This is a genomic window from Kitasatospora sp. CB02891 (genome assembly GCF_002803145.1).
In the GTDB taxonomy this organism is placed as follows: Bacteria; Actinomycetota; Actinomycetes; order Streptomycetales; family Streptomycetaceae; genus Kitasatospora; species Kitasatospora griseola.
In genome coordinates this window covers 202,906-218,997 of the sequence record NZ_NNBO01000011.1, presented here as the reverse complement: position 1 = coordinate 218,997, position 16,092 = coordinate 202,906, and the positions used below count along the sequence as shown (strand labels likewise).

Annotated in this window: 14 protein-coding genes and 2 tRNA genes; 7 read left to right on the top strand and 9 right to left on the bottom strand. The window is 68.9% G+C overall.

Translation table 11 applies throughout. The annotated features are described in order from the left end of the window. Window positions 1-130 precede the first annotated feature (130 nt). The 5 genes from CG736_RS24230 to CG736_RS24220 all read right to left on the bottom strand — a co-directional run bounded on the left by CG736_RS24230 (window position 131) and on the right by CG736_RS24220 (window position 5,404). Complete coding sequence (locus CG736_RS24230; RefSeq protein ID WP_198520589.1) at window positions 131-1,603, bottom strand: RICIN domain-containing protein; 1,473 nt, start codon at window positions 1,601-1,603, stop codon at window positions 131-133. Between the two features lie 238 nt (window positions 1,604-1,841). Further along, window positions 1,842-1,927: transfer RNA gene (locus CG736_RS36450), tRNA-Thr, on the bottom strand. Window positions 1,928-2,089: 162 nt separating this feature from the next. Continuing rightward, a complete protein-coding gene (locus CG736_RS36445; protein ID WP_157815704.1) occupies window positions 2,090-3,232 on the bottom strand; it encodes a hypothetical protein in 1,143 nt (380 codons plus the stop codon). Window positions 3,233-3,275: 43 nt separating this feature from the next. Continuing rightward, window positions 3,276-4,094 (bottom strand): class I SAM-dependent methyltransferase, encoded by an 819-nt coding sequence (locus CG736_RS24225; protein WP_100588284.1) that lies wholly within the window; start codon window positions 4,092-4,094, stop codon window positions 3,276-3,278. After that, a complete protein-coding gene (locus CG736_RS24220; protein ID WP_100588283.1) occupies window positions 4,091-5,404 on the bottom strand; it encodes a helix-turn-helix transcriptional regulator in 1,314 nt (437 codons plus the stop codon). The genes CG736_RS24225 and CG736_RS24220 overlap by 4 nt, the downstream gene beginning before the upstream one ends. Before the next feature lie 203 nt (window positions 5,405-5,607). Here CG736_RS24220 and CG736_RS24215 point away from each other — a divergent pair, with 203 nt between their 5' ends. The 5 genes from CG736_RS24215 (at window position 5,608) to CG736_RS24200 (ending at window position 9,335) form a co-directional block, all read left to right on the top strand. Next, window positions 5,608-6,102, top strand: coding sequence for an ATP-binding protein (locus tag CG736_RS24215; protein ID WP_157815703.1), 495 nt, complete (start codon window positions 5,608-5,610; stop codon window positions 6,100-6,102). Between the two features lie 182 nt (window positions 6,103-6,284). Next, entirely contained in the window at window positions 6,285-6,425 is a 141-nt protein-coding gene (locus CG736_RS37165) for a hypothetical protein (protein ID WP_167574070.1), read from the top strand. A 13-nt stretch (window positions 6,426-6,438) separates the two neighbouring features. Next, window positions 6,439-7,626, top strand: a complete 1,188-nt coding sequence (locus CG736_RS24210) for a cupin domain-containing protein (protein WP_100588282.1) — start codon at window positions 6,439-6,441, stop codon at window positions 7,624-7,626. Between the two features lie 211 nt (window positions 7,627-7,837). Beyond that, window positions 7,838-8,518 carry a hypothetical protein gene (locus CG736_RS24205; RefSeq protein ID WP_232734137.1) on the top strand — a complete coding sequence of 227 codons (681 nt, stop codon included), beginning with the start codon at window positions 7,838-7,840 and terminating at the stop codon, window positions 8,516-8,518. 28 nt (window positions 8,519-8,546) lie between these two features. Next, complete coding sequence (locus CG736_RS24200; RefSeq protein WP_232734136.1) at window positions 8,547-9,335, top strand: hypothetical protein; 789 nt, start codon at window positions 8,547-8,549, stop codon at window positions 9,333-9,335. 154 nt (window positions 9,336-9,489) lie between these two features. Here CG736_RS24200 and CG736_RS24195 read toward each other — a convergent pair. Next, window positions 9,490-9,563: transfer RNA gene (locus CG736_RS24195), tRNA-Thr, on the bottom strand. A gap of 289 nt (window positions 9,564-9,852) precedes the next feature. Between CG736_RS24195 and CG736_RS24190 the strand changes: the two genes are divergently transcribed. Continuing rightward, the gene (locus CG736_RS24190; protein ID WP_043914913.1) at window positions 9,853-10,941 is read left to right on the top strand and encodes an ABC transporter ATP-binding protein; all 1,089 of its coding nucleotides are present in this window, start codon (window positions 9,853-9,855) and stop codon (window positions 10,939-10,941) included. Between the two features lie 176 nt (window positions 10,942-11,117). Further along, window positions 11,118-11,555 (top strand): hypothetical protein, encoded by a 438-nt coding sequence (locus CG736_RS24185; protein WP_043914914.1) that lies wholly within the window; start codon window positions 11,118-11,120, stop codon window positions 11,553-11,555. A 173-nt stretch (window positions 11,556-11,728) separates the two neighbouring features. On the opposite strand, the gene CG736_RS38690 is transcribed toward CG736_RS24185, so the two are convergent. The 3 genes from CG736_RS38690 to cysS all read right to left on the bottom strand — a co-directional run bounded on the left by CG736_RS38690 (window position 11,729) and on the right by cysS (window position 16,047). Next, a complete protein-coding gene (locus CG736_RS38690; RefSeq protein ID WP_304528216.1) occupies window positions 11,729-13,219 on the bottom strand; it encodes a DoxX family membrane protein in 1,491 nt (496 codons plus the stop codon). Window positions 13,220-13,578: 359 nt separating this feature from the next. Further along, window positions 13,579-14,568 (bottom strand): 23S rRNA (guanosine(2251)-2'-O)-methyltransferase RlmB, encoded by a 990-nt coding sequence (gene rlmB, locus CG736_RS24175; RefSeq protein ID WP_100588279.1) that lies wholly within the window; start codon window positions 14,566-14,568, stop codon window positions 13,579-13,581. Window positions 14,569-14,652: 84 nt separating this feature from the next. After that, a complete protein-coding gene (cysS, locus tag CG736_RS24170) occupies window positions 14,653-16,047 on the bottom strand; it encodes a cysteine--tRNA ligase (RefSeq protein ID WP_100588278.1) in 1,395 nt (464 codons plus the stop codon). Window positions 16,048-16,092: the final 45 nt, after the last annotated feature.

The window sequence follows — 16,092 nt, the reverse complement described above, 5'->3', positions numbered from 1 at the left end:
GCTGCTGAGCTGACGGGCCGCCGGGCCGCTGAGCTGTCTGGCTGCCGGGCTGCTGAGCTGACCGGCTGTCGGGCTGTCGGGCTGTCGGGCTGCTGAGCTGACCGGCTGTCGGGCTGTCGGGCTGTCGGGCTCAGGCGAAGACCGTGTCCCGGACCGTCGCCAGTCGCGCCTGGCCACTGTGGGCGTTGACCCAGTCGGTGATGTTCTTCACGGCCTGGTCGGTGTCGCCGGACCGCTGGTAGTCGTCGAACTTGTAGCCCGCGATGAGGCCGTCCACGCCCGCCTCGCCGAGCAGCCGGCCGGCGCACGAGGCGGCACCGGAGGAGGAGCCGATGGTCCAGGAGAAGACTCCCGTCAGGTAGCCCGCGTCCCGGACCGCCGTGCTCTGTTTCAGGCCGGCCACCTTGTCGCTGCCGTCGTTGCCGCAGGTTCCGACCGCGGTGGCGAAGATCGCGGAGCCGTCGTCGACCAGCCGGTGCTGGAAGTCGACGCCGCCGCCGTTGTAGGAGAAGGCGATGTTGGCGTCCTGGTACGTCCCGGTGACCATCACCCCCTCGGACCGGGTGAGGCCCTGCTTGAGGTCCGCCCAGAGCGTCCGCTGGTCGTTGTCCCAGGTCACCTCGTAGACCACCTGGATGCCGTTGGCCACCAGCTTGTCCCGGGCCAGCGCCTTCAACGCGCCGAGGTCCCGGTTCTCGGGGTGCTTGATGTCGATCCAGACCAGCGTCAGGTTGCGCCCGGCACGGCGCTGGGCGGCCATCTCGTCGAAGATCGCCGAGACCCGCTTGCGGCCCACGTTGCCGCTGTCGACGTTCTCGGAGGCCGGGTTGCCGACGTCGCAGGCCACCCACTCCCAGTCGTCGACGAAGCAGCCGCCGTACGCGTGGTTGGCGGCGTCGACCTCGATGGCGTTGTATCCGGCGTCGAGGGCCGAACCGACCCGGTCCGCGGAGTTGAGGTTGTGCGCGATCGCGTAGATCGGGCGCAGCCGCGACCCCGGCCACGGCTGGGCCGCCTGGCGGCCCAGCCGCTGCGCCGGCCTGTCGTGGCAGCTCCAGACCTGCAGGGGATTGCCGTTGCGGAAGTCGTCGTTCGGGACGTCCAGGCACTTCCCGCTGCCCGAGTTGACCAGCTGCCGGCCGCCGGAGGCCGCCGGTTCGTCACGCCAGACCTGCGCGGGCGTCCCGTTGCAGTCCCACTGCCAGACGGCGGTGCCGTCCGCCGAGCCGCCCCACTTGACGTCCAGGCACTTGCCCGAGGCGACGTTCACCCACGACACCCCTTCCCCCACCGGCCGCGAAATCCACCGCTGCGCACCGGAGTTGTTGCACCCCCAGATCTGGATCGCGCTCCCGGTGACCGGCGAACCGTTGGGCACGTCCACGCACCAGCCGCTGAGCGTCAACGACTCCGCATAGCTGTACGGCAGTTGTCTCGGCGTCGGGGGCGTCCCCGAGCCGCCCGGGGGCGGCGGCTCGTTGCAGGACGGCGGCGGCTCGGGGGCGTTACAGGGACTGGCCGCGTGCCCGGCGGGCGCGGCGGCCAGGAACGAAGCCACCAGCGCCAGGAGTGACACGACCGCCATCGGGAATCTGCGTGACATCAGGCCTCTTTTCCACATGAAGAGTCTGTTCGGCCATGCGCACAGGAGCGGCTGCGAAGCCGCTCGCACGGGGAAGCGCCATCCCGCCGACCGTACGTCCGCCCGATTGCCGTCGACTTGCCACCCGCTCAACGGGCACCCCTCCGCCCGACGGCCCCACACACAGAAACACCCCGAAGCCACTTCCGGCCCCGGGGCGCCCACCCTCCACAGGCCCTCCGGCCCGCACTCAAATCCGAGCCCCCTGTCGGGTTCGAACCGACGACCCCCGCTTTACAAGACGAACCCGGATCCTGACGGCGCGTAACACCTGATGCCGCGGGCGCTGACCCTGCAGGTCAGCGCCCCGCGGCAAGTTCCATGGTCCGGATCCAAGGGCCTGCTGCCGCTCCATCCGTTCACGCATCGCTCACGCACACTGACCACTCGACGGGAAGCCTTCAACGCACCAGCGGACGAGTGCGCCTCCTCGCGCTGCGTAATGACTCAGTCAGGCAACTCGGCGGCAAGAGCCGAGCGCGCTGGCGCCTTGGATGCAGAAATTCTGCGACGACAATCAACAACGACACATGTGACGCCGGCAAGTGTCGGGTCAGCGTCCACGACTCCCGAGAGGATCCTTTCAATTTCACCCGGATCCCTCTTATGACACATGACAATGTAGAATCCAAACGCAATCCCAGAAGATCGCATGTAGATTGGAAGCTGAATCAATACGCCATGGCGAATTTCTTCCAGCTTGTCATCCTTTTTGAATTCGATAATTGCAGCCGCCTTATTTAGGCGTAGCGTGAAGTCGGTAGGACCACTTCCATGGTCCGAGTTAGCATCCATTTGGATGCCCAATGTCCCAAATGTCAACCGCGAGAACATTCGAAACATGCCCTGATGTTGCCGCTCATGCATAACCTTGCCGGAGTCGTCATATAGGAGCTTCCAGCCACCCTGATCTTCAACAGCTGATTGGAATCGGGCTACAGTGTCGAGCACGGCACCGTTAAGCAGCCCTTGATCTGGAACTCCACGCACTTCGAGCTGCAGGAGCTTCGAGGACCACGCGTCACCCATCGAGAGTGCCGCCAGATCTGCAACTCCGGACGGCCCATCGACACGAAGGTCAATTTGACGCAATCCTGCCAGGCTCGAAACCGGCTCACGGTAACCGGCAGCAACGAGGTCAAATTTAGAATAAGAAGTCAAGCGGCCAACTACAAACGAAATATCATCACGGCCATCCATGTTGACAGCAGCCGTGCCGGTGATGTAGCAGTCAGCACGCACGGCGCCTCGAATGATCCGACCTGAAATCTCGATCTCCGCCGCCCTCAAGCCGGATTCAAGCTTGCAGTAGCTCGTAACGCCGGAGTGAACGAACCAATCTCCCACTTCTGGCTCGCATTCCGTAATCTCCTTGAGACCAAGGGCGCGAACAAGATCAGCAACAAAGAGGCCGACAAGCGCACTCTTTTTAAACTCCTTTAATTCGGACCTTTCGGCCGATTCCCAGATTTGATCAAATACGAACCTGCTCGTTGGCCTCAATAGGCTATAAAGGATATTGATTCGCCCATAGTACGCCTGGAAAGACAAATTTGCATCATCTCGCGCAGGGATTTCATTCCACGCCATTCGGTTTCCTTCTCTCGCAAGTCAGCCAAATCCCACTACAGGCCTAGCTCCGGCAAACCAGGATGCCGCCAAGGCAGGTGATCCTGAACGATCCCGCAGTCGCGATCGTGGCGGCAGCGATCTCCGCTGCCCGGCTGACGGTCTCCTGGAAGGGGACGCCGCACTGCTCGGCCCATGCCTCGTACGAGGCCAGGTGAGCGATGATTGGCGCTGGGTCGGTAACTTCGATGGTGCCCGGAAGTTCACGAACCAAGATGTTCTCGAACGCCACCCCGAGGTAACTGCGTGACTTCTCCAGAGAGAAGCGCGAGCTGAGGGAGACGCGCGCTGGCCCCTCAGAAATGCCTAGAACATCTCCTGCGGCCCTGGCCCAGAGCTCGTCCAGCTCGTTTTTGTCGGTGTCGCTGTTGGTCGAAGCAATGAGCACACCGCCAGGCCGGAGGACGCGGGCCAGTTCCTTGACCGTGGCCCCGATGTCGCTGACGTGGTACAGCATGTGCAGGGCCAGTGCGGCGTCGGCACTGTCGTCCGCGAAGGGCAGGGCCTGAGCGTCGGCCACCAGGACCGGCTTCTCGACGTCAGCGAGGATGCCCGCCGAAATATCCATCCCGACGACCTGGAAATTCGGGCAGTCCGTGTGCAAGCGGCTGACGAACTTGCCGTTGCCGCAGCCGACGTCGAGGACGATCCCACTTGTGCCGGCCAGCTCTTCGACGACGATCCCGGGCAGGTCGTACTGCGGCTGCTGCCACCGGTAGATCGACTGGCGGGCGGCCAGGTGGCGTCCGTCGGCATAGGCGCTGTTCGCGAGGATCATCTTGTCGGCGACTGCGGCGTCCTGCTGTGCGGTGTTGCTCGTCACTGTGGCAGCTCCGGAGGGTTCGTGAGTGCGGGTCGAGAGCAGGCTTCTCTGACATTCTCACGGAGACTCAGGACGATCGGGGAGCCTGCATAGGCTGGCTCAGCGAGACGAGTACTCAGGGCCCGAAGGCGGCTGGAGATGCTTGCTGTTCGCCGGTCCGGTGCGGCATCCAACACCGCCGAGAGCTTCTCCTGCACGCCGTCGAGGTCGCCGTGGGCGAGGTGGGCGTTGGCGAGGTCGAGGCGGGCGGCCAGCAGGTCGCCGGAGGACTGTTCCTGCTGCGGTGCGGACTCGTACAGGGCGATGGCCCGGGAGGACGCCTCGATGGCGCGGTTCACGTGAGCTCGGCTGCCCAGGGCAAGGAGGGCGGTGCCAACGTACGTCCACTGCTTGGCCTCGGGAAACGTGAATACGCCGGGAAGATCCACGGCGGCTACCGTGCTCCGCGCCGCTTCGGCCGCTTCCACGGCTCGTAGCGCGCTCGCGCTGTCGCCGAGCGCGGCGGTGGCCCGTGCTTCGAGGCTGAGCAGGCGGGCTGCGATCGTCCCGCTGTCTGCGTACGGCAGTCCGGCTCTGGCCAGCTCGGCGGCCTGGCGATGGTCCTGCTGCCAGTAGGCAATCAGGGACTGGACGGATCGGATCCAGGCCCGGAGACCGTTGTGGCCGGCTGACTCCGCGCAGCGCCAGGCCGTTCGCGAATGCGCAGCCGCAGCTGCGTACTGGCCGAGGTCGAGGGCGACATGGGTGGCCAGGCCACAGAGGCGTCCGGCCTGCAGGTAGAGATGGCTTGCCTGGTAGGGGTGTTGACGGCCTCGGAGTAAGTCGAACACTGCTCGCCGGAGGACTCCGATGTCGTTGAAGAGCTCGGATACCAGCTTGCTCACGTAGTCCCCTGCCAGCCTCGCGATGTCCGCGTCGATCTGTTCAAGCAGCGTGTCGTCCACGTTGGACGCGCTCGCGAAGCGAAGGAAGAGTGCGGACTCTGCTGAGTCGGCTGCCACGGCCACTACGAGATCGTTGTCGTGGTCCGTGCGCTGGGCAGGCGCAGGAGGCGAAGCCTCGCCGCCGCTGCTGGGCGGTGGAACTGCTTCGGCAACTGCCGGGGGCGCTGCCAGCAGGTCGGCCAGTTGGTCAACCGAGAGTTTCAGGACGCGGGCGAGCTTCGGCCGCATCCAGGGCTGTGGGGCACCCCTGCCGCTCTCCCATCGCCCCACGGTCGTACGGTCCACATCGAGGGCTTCAGCCAGGGATTCCTGCGTGTGACCGACCGCCTCCCTTCGCTGGATCAGCCGAGACCTCCTGGATGCCATCCCGCGTCCTCCAGAGGTACGTCAGTTCGTCTGCAGCCGTAACAGGCCAGGTCATGCCCGGGTTTGCAGCACGGATGCCTCGTTGCCGCCTCAATTCTGCTCTGGTTCACCGGCGTTGGAGGCGGTTCCGTAGATACCTGCCGGGTGAATCCCGGCGCGAATCGGCCCGCTGCCGACCTCGTCCCGGTGAAAGGTCCGCGCTCATGTCCGTCGCCACCCGGCAGGCCACTGCCCCCGCCCCGTTCGGCTTTCATGTGCTGCCCAGTGTCAAGGCCGTGCCGGATGCCCGGCGGCAGGTGATACGGGCCGTGCGCGGTTGGGGCCTGCCGCTGGCGGAGGACGCACTCCGCGATGTCGAGTTGCTGTCCAGCGAGCTGATCACCAACGCCGTGTCCCACACCCACGCCCCGTGCGTCGTGTGCGTCTCCTGGGACGGTGAACGGCTGCGCGTCGAGGTGACGGACGTCGGCCACGAACTCCCGGCTGCCGGCGGGATCGATCTCGACGCCACCGACGGGCGAGGGCTGTTCCTGGTGGCCGCGCTCGCGACGGACTGGGGCGCCGAGCCGGACCCTGCCGGCAAACGGATCTGGTTCGAGGTCGGCGCCACCGCCGCCGTCTCGGGCGACGAGCGACTCACCGCCCTGGTGAGGGCCGCGGCCCCGAAGGCACGGGACGTCGTCCCGACCAGTGCCTGAAAAGACTTCCTCCCGCCCCGACGCGGGCTTGGGGGGACGCAGGTGGCCGCGCCGGCCAACAGTCACGCGGCAATAAGCACCTGAGGTTCCTTGCCAGCGCCCTGCCCTGGCAACGGATCCACCAGTGCACCCACGACGGGGCTGGGCAGTCGCCCCGCCCCATGAAACCGAAGGAGTACTTCATGCCCGAGAACCTGACGACCAGCACCGAGCTGGAGGGCGACGGCCTGCTTGTCGCCCGTACCAAGGTCGCCGCGGCCCGATCGCGGGGCGAGCAGCCGTCGGACGGCGGCTCCACCGGCCGAACCGACACCAACGACTGACGGCTGCATCACGATGGCCGCCGAGCACTTCTCGGTGGTTGAGCGTCTGGGCGGGGATGACTTCCTCGCCCAGACGCTCGGCCGCAGCTTCAAGGTCGCACGCGGTGAAGCCGCGTCGCTCGCCGGACTGATGAGCTGGGATGACCTCAATGCCATCCTGACCCACCACCGGTTCGAACCCCCTCGCTTCCGCCTCGCCGCCAACGGGGAGCAGGTGCCCGCGCGCACCTACTCCCGGCCGATCACCACCCGGCGGAGCACCGTCTGGCACCAGCTCCAGCCCTCCGAGTTGCACAAGCGGCTCGCCGAAGGGGCCACGCTCGTCCTGGACGCCGTCGACGAGCTCCATCCCGGCATCGGCTCCGTGGCCTCCCAGCTGGAGTGCTGGCTGCGAACGGGAGTGCAGGTCAACCTGTACGCCTCGTGGACCAGCACCGAGGGCTTCGGCGTCCACTGGGATGACCACGACGTGGTGGTCGTCCAACTCGACGGCGCGAAGCGCTGGCGAATCTTCGGACCGACTCGCACAGTCCCCCTGCACCGCGACGTCGAGATGCCCGAGCCGCCGCCGGACGAACCCATTGCCGACCTGGTGCTCAACGCTGGTGACATGCTCTACCTGCCCCGGGGCTGGTGGCACGCCGTCGCCGCCTCCGAGGGCCAGCACTCACTGCACGTCACATGCGGGCTGCAGAGCACGACGGGCGCTGACCTGGTCACCTGGTTGTCGGAGGTCCTGCGAGCCCACGAGGCCATCCGGGCGGACATTCCGCGCTTCGGAGCTGCCGAGGAGCAGCGCGTCTTCCTCGAAACGATCAGCAAGCTCGTCGCGGCCGAACTGGAGAGTGCCGATCTGATCACTCGCTTCTCCGCCGCTCGCGATGCCACCGAGCGTGCCAGGTTGGTCCCGTCGCTGCCGTACATCACGACGGCTCCGCCGGACGCGGATCTGAGGGTGCGTCTCGTCACCACGCGGCCCGCGCTCACCTCCGGGCCGGAGGGCACGGTGCGGCTGACCACGGGCGGCGAGGAGTGGACGTTCGCGGCCCAGGCCCAGCCGATGCTCACGCTCCTCGCCGACGGAGAGAGTCACCGACTGGCCGATCTCGCACAGGCTGCTGGCATCACGCTCGCGCAGGCGGCCGGTGTCGTGACGGAGCTGGTCGACGGCCAGGTCGCCGCCATCTGGGGCGAGCGATGACCGCACGGCTGGGCCTGGGCACCTACCGCTGTCTCGATGTGGCCGAGGCCACCTTGATGGCCGCCTCCCGTGGTGCCGACTGGGTGGACACCGCGCCCAACTACGAGAACGGCCAGGCGGAGACATCGCTGGCCCTGGCTGCTTACCCTGACCTGCGGGTCTCCACGAAGGTGGGCTGGGCTTCCTCCCGCCGAGCGCCAAGCACCTCAGTATGCGTGCGGGCGCGCTGTCCGCCGAGGACGCCGAGCAGGGGCACTGCCTCGCGCCCGACTACATCGCCTGGCAGGTCGCCCGCAGCAAACGCATGCTCGGCCGAGTCCCGGACCTGGTGTTCCTGCACAACCCAGAACACGGCTGCCAGGAAGGCGAGATCGCCGACCGGCTGTACGCCGCCTTCCTCTCCATGGAGAAGGCGTGCAGCCAACACACGATCGGTGCCTACGGGGTCGCGACCTGGTGTGGCTTCAGCAGCGGACTCTTCGACGTGTCCACCCTGCTCGAACTCGCGACCAAGGCCGGCGGCCCGAACCACCACCTACGGGCCATCCAACTCCCGGTCTCCCTCATTCATCTCGCACCCGTCGCCCAAGCCCTCGACGGGCAAGGCCCGTTGGCCGATGCCCTGGATGCGGGACTGGAGGTGTTCGCCTCCGCCCCACTCCACGGTGGCGAGATCCCCGACATCCTGACCCGCGAGCTGACCGACCTGATCAGCCCCGGCAGTACTCCCGCGCAGGCTGCCCTCGCCGTCGTCGCCTCGACCCCCGGAGTGAAACGCGTACTTCTGTCGACGGGGAATCCGGAACACTGGACGCAGGCCGCCGATGCCGTCGGCCGTCCGCTGTTGTCTCCGGACGTCCTGCGAAGGGTCGTTGATGTACTCGGAACCTGAACCGGACACCGCCGGACGGATGCGCGGGATGCACGCCACAGCCGCAGCGGCGCTCGACGCGACACCGATCGGCTCGCGCGAAGCGTGGGGCTGGCGCGGACGCACCCTCGGTCGCGCGGTCGCCACCGCGTCCGGCGAGGGCTGGCTCCGACTGGTGTCCGCCCCGGCTGACAAGGCTGGCGGAAAGCTCTGGGAGGGACCGCAGGAGGCAGAACGACTCATGCCTCCTGCGGTACCCAGGCCACGTCTGCGGGTGCGGCGTACCTGGACCGAGGGCGAGCACGGCTACCTGGCGGAGCTGTACGACAAGATCACTGCCTCGACCATCGCTACCCACGAGCCGATCCTTCGGGAAGCACCCGACCTGGACGACGCCTGGTGGGACTCGCTCAGCACCGCCCTCGACGCCATCGCCACCGTTCCCAGCGACCGGGTGGCGGTTCGGCAGGAATACCTGGATCGCGCCATGCCCCAGTACCTGGGCATCCCGATCGACACCAAAGTGACCTCCTGGACAACGGCCCACGGTGACCTGCACTGGGCCAACCTCACAAGTCCGGCCCTTACGGTGCTCGACTGGGAAGGCTGGGGCGTCGCGCCTGCCGGGTACGACGCGGCGCTGCTGCACTCGTACAGCCTCCTCGTTCCGGACACCGCCGCCCAGGTCCGTCACCGACTCGCCCGCATCCTCGACACGCCGGCCGGGCAGTTCGCCGAACTGGTCGTCATCACTGAATTGCTGCAGGCCACTACTCGAGGCGACAGCCTCGACCTTGAGGAGCCCCTGCGACGGCGGCTCTCCGCGATCACCAGATGATCGGCCCTCGACCCCCTGGTCGAGGGCGCATTGGGTAGCCCTTGGAGACGATCAGGCCATCCGCTCACGCAAACGGCCCCGGACGAGAAGTCCGACGCCGGTGATCAAGCCCCCCCAGAAGGCCAACCTGCAGCTCATCCAAGGTGGTTCACGGAGCCCCCTGTCGGGTTCGAACCGACGACCCCCGCTTTACAAGAGCGGTGCTCTGGCCAGCTGAGCTAAGGAGGCGTGGTGACCGGCCGCGGGATACGCGGCGGTACCAGTGGGCAGTGTACCGGGCGGGGGCGGGCGGATGCGGGCGGTTGGGGGTGGGGCGGGGAGGGGGAGGGGTGGGGTCGTGACCTGATCGATGCGGGAGCAAGGGGGGTTGAGGGCTGACAAAACGACGAACTGCCAGGTAGCGTCACGAGGAACCGCGCTGGAGGGTCGATGGTCCAGACCACTCGGAGCGGTTCAGACAACCCAACCTTTACTCGGATCGTCCGGCACGTTCCTGCCGGTGAAGGAGCGAAGCAGCATGGCTTCTGTGACGTACGACAAGGCCACCCGCGTCTACCCGGGTGCCGACAAGCCGTCGGTCGACGCGCTCGACCTGGAGATCGGCGACGGCGAGTTCCTCGTCCTGGTCGGCCCCTCCGGCTGTGGCAAGTCCACCTCCCTGCGCATGCTGGCCGGCCTGGAGGACGTGAACCAGGGCGCCATCCGCATCGGCGACCGCGACGTGACCCACCTGCCGCCGAAGGACCGGGACATCGCGATGGTGTTCCAGAACTACGCGCTGTACCCGCACATGACCGTCGCCGAGAACATGGGCTTCGCCCTGAAGATCGCCGGCGTGAACAAGGCGGACATCCGCACCAAGGTCGAAGAGGCCGCCAAGATCCTCGACCTGACCGAGTACCTGGACCGCAAGCCGAAGGCGCTCTCCGGCGGTCAGCGCCAGCGTGTCGCGATGGGCCGTGCGATCGTCCGCCAGCCGCAGGTCTTCCTGATGGACGAGCCGCTGTCGAACCTGGACGCCAAGCTCCGCGTCTCGACCCGTACCCAGATCGCCGGCCTGCAGCGCCGCCTGGGCATCACCACGGTCTACGTCACCCACGACCAGACCGAGGCCATGACCATGGGCGACCGCGTCGCGGTGCTCGACAAGGGCGTGCTCCAGCAGGTCGACGCCCCGCGTGCCATGTACGACCGGCCCGCCAACCTGTTCGTGGCCGGCTTCATCGGCTCCCCCGCGATGAACCTGGTCGAGGTTCCGCTGGTGGACGGCGGCGTCAAGTTCGGCGGCTCGGTGATCAACATCGACCGCGAGGACCTGTCGAAGGCCGGCGACGCCAAGAACGTCGTGGTGGGCATCCGCCCCGAGCACTTCCAGATCGTCCCGGCCGGCGGCCTGGAGGGCGTCGCGGTCACCGTCAACGTGGTCGAGGAGCTCGGCGCGGACGGCTTCGTCTACGGCACCACCCAGGTGTCGGGCCAGGACAAGGACATCGTGGTCCGCGTGCACAGCCGGGAGATCCCGCAGCGCGGCGAGACCATCCACGTCGTCCCGGTCGGCAACGAGACCCACGTCTTCGCCACCACCGGCGCGCGCCTCAGCCGCTGACGGCCGGCGCACGTCACTGACGAACACACGGAACCCCCTGCCCACGGCGGTCGGCAGGGGGTTCCGCCGTTCCCGGGGCCCCGCGTCAACCTCATGGCGGAACAAAACAGGACACTGGTCACTCGTTGGGGTAACGCGGCGCGCCTGTTCCGCCACGCACCGCTACTCTCCTGTGCGTGAAACAGCTCGTTCGCCGAATCGGCCAGACCGTTGCCCTCACCCTGCCGGTGATCCTGGTGACCACCGGCACCCTCGCCGTCACCCGCGTTCCATGGGCCCCGCCGACGGGGCTGGACCAGCAGGTGGTTGCGGCGTCCAGTGGGGACGGCTCCATCGGCCGGACCTCCACCTCCCCCAACACCCAGGGCCTGGCCGCGCAGGAAGCGCTCCGGGTCGACCTGATGGAGGAGCTCAAGAACCACAACCCGGGCACCGCGCTCGACCTCCTGGAGCGCACCATGCGCGAGAAGCCCTCCCTCACCCCGTACTGCAGCACCCTGGCCGGCGAGCTCGGCCGCGCCGCGGTGAAGAAGTACCAGGGCGACGTCCAGCGCGCCCGCTCCTTCGCCCGCCCGGTCTGCGACGGCTCCTTCGCTGCGGGAGTGGTCGGGTAGGGGCAGCACGGCCCGACAGGGGCGCTGGGGGTACCCCCAGCGCCCCTCTTTTCGCACCCTCCCCCACAACATCTCGCCCTCGCACAGCTCGCCTTCACGCAGCTCGACGCACAGCGAAGGGCCCCTCCCGGGAGAGTTCCCGGAAGGGGCCCTGCCGCTGTGCCGAAGGCCCGTCAGACCCCTCCGCCCGCGGCTGTCGGCCGCATGCCGAGTTCCAGCAGAGGCGGCCCGCTGCCGAGCAGCCCGCCGATCACCCCGTGCGAGGGCTGGGACCGGGGGGTGCTGGGCGTGCCGGCGCCGCCGGTGGAGCCGGTGCCGGCACCCGTCCCGGAGCCGCTTCCGGAACCGGCCCCGTTGCCCGTCCCGGCGTGCGGGGACGAGGTGGAGGAGCCGCCGCCGGTGGTGCTGGCGCTGGGCTTGGGCTTGGTCCCGTTGCTGCGGCTCGGCGAGGGCGTGGCCTTGCTCGGGGACGGTGACGGCGTCGGCGAGGGCGTGGCCGGGGAGGGCGAGGGGCCGTTGCTCGGCCACACCGGGGATCCGTAGTCCGTCGGCGGGTGCACCGGTGCGGTGCGGCCGGTGCGGACCGCGGCGCCCAGCAGCGAGCCGGTGAGCAGGGTCAGGCCGACCACCACGGCGGTCACGACCGAGCGGCGGCGCAGCATCCGCCGTCGGACGGCGGCGGGTTCGGCGGGTCCGTGGCGGCGGAAGGCCTCCAGGGCGATCCGTCCGTCCAGTGAGGCGAACGGGGCGCCGGCGATCAGCAGCGGGCTCCAGGCCGCGAGGAAGATCAGGTCGGGGGTGTCGTAGGCCGGCACCGCCTTCCAGCTGACGGTGAACAGCAGGGCCGCGGACAGTGCCATCGCCGCGCCGGAGGCGAGTCGCTGCCACAGGCCCAGGATGGACAGCACGCCGATGACGATCTCCGCGAAGGCGACCGCGAGGCCGGCTCCGACGGGGTGGGCCATGGCGAAGTCCAGCAGCGGCTGGGCGACCTTCCAGGGGTGCAGCGAGGACAGCCAGCGCATCATCGAGCCGCGCTCGCCGCCGTCGAAGTACACGGGGTCGCACAGCTTGCTGAAGCCCGCGTACACCGACAGCGAGCCGAGCAGCACCCGCAGCGGCAGCAGGACCAGGCCGAGGTCGACCCGGCGGCCGGGGTACCAGGCGTGCCTGGAGCCCTCGCCGAGCGACGGCATCTCGGGCAGCTCGCCCTCGGGGTGCCAGCTGTGCCCGCCGACCCGCACGGAGTCGTCCAGCAGTTCGGCGATGCCCACCCGCGAGGTCTCGTCCGAGCCGAAGCCCGAGCCTGTGCCGGAGCCGGTACCCGAGCCCGCGCCGTACTGCCGGGGGACGGCCTGAAGTTGCTGGGTGTCCTGCTCGGCGAAGGCCTTCGCCGGGGCGGGCACGGTGTTCAGCCGGACGGCTTCGAGGAGCTGGGTGGCGGCGGTGTCGCCGGGGCCGGCCTGGCCGCTCCAGGTGACCACCCGGGTCTTGCGGCGGGGTGCGGCGCCGGTGACCGAGGCGGCGGTGATCCCGGCCAGCGCGGGCACCGCGGCCTTCGCGGGCACCACGACCTGCGGGGTGACCAGCGGACGGGCGCCGTGCTGCAGGCCGTACGGGTCGCCGAAGGCGGCGCCGGCCGGGGGGTCGATCAATGCGGTCACCGGGCCGGAGAGCCTGACCCGGAAACTGGCCTGGGTGCTGCTGAGCTTCGCCGGGTCGGACGGAACCCGGACCGTGTTGAGGCCCGGGCCGTCGTCTATCGCCGCGGGGCGCTGCCCGAAACGCCGAGGTGTTCTGGTGTCCACACCCCTCTAACCGGGTGACGGGCCCGGAGGACACTCTCCCGGGTGCATCCCGGGCGAGGATTTGAAGCGATCATGAGAAATCCGATCGGGCTCGACCGAACCCGACCGGACGACTCACGAAAATGACGCACCGAGCAGCCTGATGTCACGCACAGTAACAGTCGACTTAGCGCTTGGTGCCCCCACGTCCGACACCGGACGCCCGGCTCCGGCGCCTAGCGCTTGGCACGCATCCGCGCGGCCTCGTACAGCACGATGCCGGCGGCGACACCGGCGTTCAGCGACTCGGTCTGACCGGGCATCGGGATCCGCACCCGCAGGTCGCAGGTCTCCGACACCAGGCGGGACAGGCCCTTGCCCTCGGAGCCGGCCACGATCACCACGGGGCCGGTCAGCGCGTCCAGGTCGCCGATCTCGGCCTCGCCGTCGGCGGCCAGGCCGACCACCATCAGGCCGGCCTTCTGGTAGGCCTCCAGCGCGCGGGTCAGGTTGGTGGCGCGGGCCACGGGCAGCCGGGCCGCGGCGCCGGAGGAGGTCTTCCAGGCGCCGGCGGTCATACCGGCCGCGCGGCGCTCGGGGATGACCACGCCGTGCGCGCCGAAGGCGGCGGCGGACCGGACCACGGCGCCCAGGTTGCGGGAGTCGGTGACGCCGTCCAGCGCCATGATCAGCGCGTCCTGCCCGATGTTGGCGGCCTCCTCCAGGAGGTCGTCCGGGTGCGCGTACTCGTACGGCGGGACCTGGAGCACCAGGCCCTGGTGGTTCAGGCCGCCGGTCATCTGGTCCAGCTGCGGGCGCGGGGCCTCCATCAGCGGGATGCCGCGCTCGTTGGCGGCCTGGAAGGCGTCGCGGACGCGGTCGTCGGTGTCGATGAACTGCTGCACGTACAGCGCGGTCGCGGGCACGCCGCCCTGCAGCGCCTCGACCACCGAGTTGCGGCCCACCACCAGCTCGGCCGCGCCCGCGCCGCCGCGGCCGCTGCGCGGACCGCCCGACCGGCGCATGCCGGCGCGGGACTTGGCGTCGCGCTCGCGCTTCAGCGCCGCGTTGGCGGCACGCTGCTTGGGGTGTCCCTTGCGCTCCGCGCCGGGCGGCGTCGGGCCCTTGCCCTGCAGTGCCTTCCGGCTGTGGCCGCCGGTACCGACACTCGCGCCCTTCTTCGATCCGGGGTTGCGGCGGTTCCTGCGCTGGCTGTTGCCGGCCATGGCTGTACTTCCTGTCTCTGCGTCTGCTTCGTGCGCGGGGGCCGCACCCATACAAAGGGTACGGCCCCCACGCGCCCCGAGGGGCTACTGGTTGATCGTCCAGCGCGGGCCGGACGGGGTGTCCTCGATCGCCAGCCCGGCGTGGCCGAGCTGGTCGCGGATGGCGTCCGCGGTGGCGAAGTCCTTGCGGGCGCGGGCCGCCTGGCGCTGTTCCAGGACCAGCGCGACCAGCGCGTCGACGACGCCGGTGAGCTCCTCGCCCTGGCTGCCGCCGCCGGCCCACATCTCGTCCAGCGGGTCGAGGCCGAGCACGCCGAGCATCGCCCGGACCTCGCCGAGGCGGGCCGCGGTGGACTCCTTGTCGTCCGCGCCGAGCGCGCTGTTGCCCTGCCGGACGGCGGTGTGCACCACGGCCAGCGCCTGCGGCACGCCCAGGTCGTCGTCCATCGCCTCGGCGAAGGCCAACGGCACCTCCGGCGCGGCGTCGACCATGCCGCAGCGCTCGACGGCGCGCTCGATGAAGCCCTCGATCCGCTGGAACGCGGTCTCGGCGTCGCGCAGCGACTCCTCGCTGTACTCGATCATCGAGCGGTAGTGCGGGCCGGCCAGGTAGTAGCGCAGCACGATCGGCCGCCAGCGCTGCACCATCTCGGAGACCAGCACCGAGTTGCCCAGCGACTTGGACATCTTCTCGCCGCTCATGGTGACCCAGGCGTTGTGCACCCAGAAGTTGGCGAAGTCGTCGCCGTACGCCCTGGACTGGGCGATCTCGTTCTCGTGGTGCGGGAAGATCAGGTCCAGCCCGCCGCCGTGGATGTCGAACGAGGTGCCCAGGTACTTGTGCACCATCGCCGAGCACTCCAGGTGCCAGCCGGGGCGGCCGCGGCCCCACGGCGTCTCCCAGCTCGGCTCGCCGGGCTTGGCGGCCTTCCACATCGCGAAGTCGCGCGGGTCGCGCTTGCCGGTCTCGTTGTCGCCGGAGGGCTGCCGCAGGTTCTCCAACTCCTGGTTGGAGAGCGCCAGGTAGTCCGGGTAGGTGGTGACCGCGAAGTACACGTTGCCGTCGGCCTCGTACGCGTGGCCGCGCTCGATCAGGCCGCGCATCATCTCGATCATCTCCGGCACGTGGCCGGTGGCCCGCGGCTCCGCGCTCGGCGGCAGGCAGCCGAGGGCGTCGTAACCCTCGTTGAACGCACGCTCGTTGGCGTGCGCGATCTTCCACCACTCGGTGGACTGCTCGCGCCCCTTGGCGATCACCTTGTCGTCGATGTCGGTGACGTTGCGGACGAAGGTGACCTCGTAGCCGCGGTAGCGGAACCACCGCTGCATCACGTCGAAGTTGAGTCCCGACCTGATGTGCCCGATGTGCGGGGGCGCCTGCACGGTTGCACCGCACAGGTAGATCGAGACACAGCCCGGCACCAGCGGGACGAAGTCGCGTACCTGGCGGGTCATGGTGTCGTACAGGCGAAGGCTCACAGCGTCCAGAGTAGTGGGCGGCGGGGGGTGCCCCGCCACCTTCCA

Bases quoted from the DNA above. Each gene is read 5' to 3' on its own strand.
- CG736_RS24215 (WP_157815703.1), top strand. From the start codon at position 5,608: ATGTCCGTCGCCACCCGGCAGGCCACTGCCCCCGCCCCGTTCGGCTTT.
- CG736_RS24230 (WP_198520589.1), bottom strand. From the start codon at position 1,603: ATGTCACGCAGATTCCCGATGGCGGTCGTGTCACTCCTGGCGCTGGTG.
- CG736_RS24210 (WP_100588282.1), top strand. From the start codon at position 6,439: ATGGCCGCCGAGCACTTCTCGGTGGTTGAGCGTCTGGGCGGGGATGAC.
- CG736_RS24205 (WP_232734137.1), top strand. From the start codon at position 7,838: ATGCGTGCGGGCGCGCTGTCCGCCGAGGACGCCGAGCAGGGGCACTGC.
- CG736_RS36445 (WP_157815704.1), bottom strand. From the start codon at position 3,232: ATGGCGTGGAATGAAATCCCTGCGCGAGATGATGCAAATTTGTCTTTC.
- rlmB (WP_100588279.1), bottom strand. From the start codon at position 14,568: ATGGCCGGCAACAGCCAGCGCAGGAACCGCCGCAACCCCGGATCGAAG.
- CG736_RS37165 (WP_167574070.1), top strand. From the start codon at position 6,285: ATGCCCGAGAACCTGACGACCAGCACCGAGCTGGAGGGCGACGGCCTG.
- CG736_RS24200 (WP_232734136.1), top strand. From the start codon at position 8,547: ATGCACGCCACAGCCGCAGCGGCGCTCGACGCGACACCGATCGGCTCG.
- CG736_RS24220 (WP_100588283.1), bottom strand. From the start codon at position 5,404: ATGGCATCCAGGAGGTCTCGGCTGATCCAGCGAAGGGAGGCGGTCGGT.
- CG736_RS24190 (WP_043914913.1), top strand. From the start codon at position 9,853: ATGGCTTCTGTGACGTACGACAAGGCCACCCGCGTCTACCCGGGTGCC.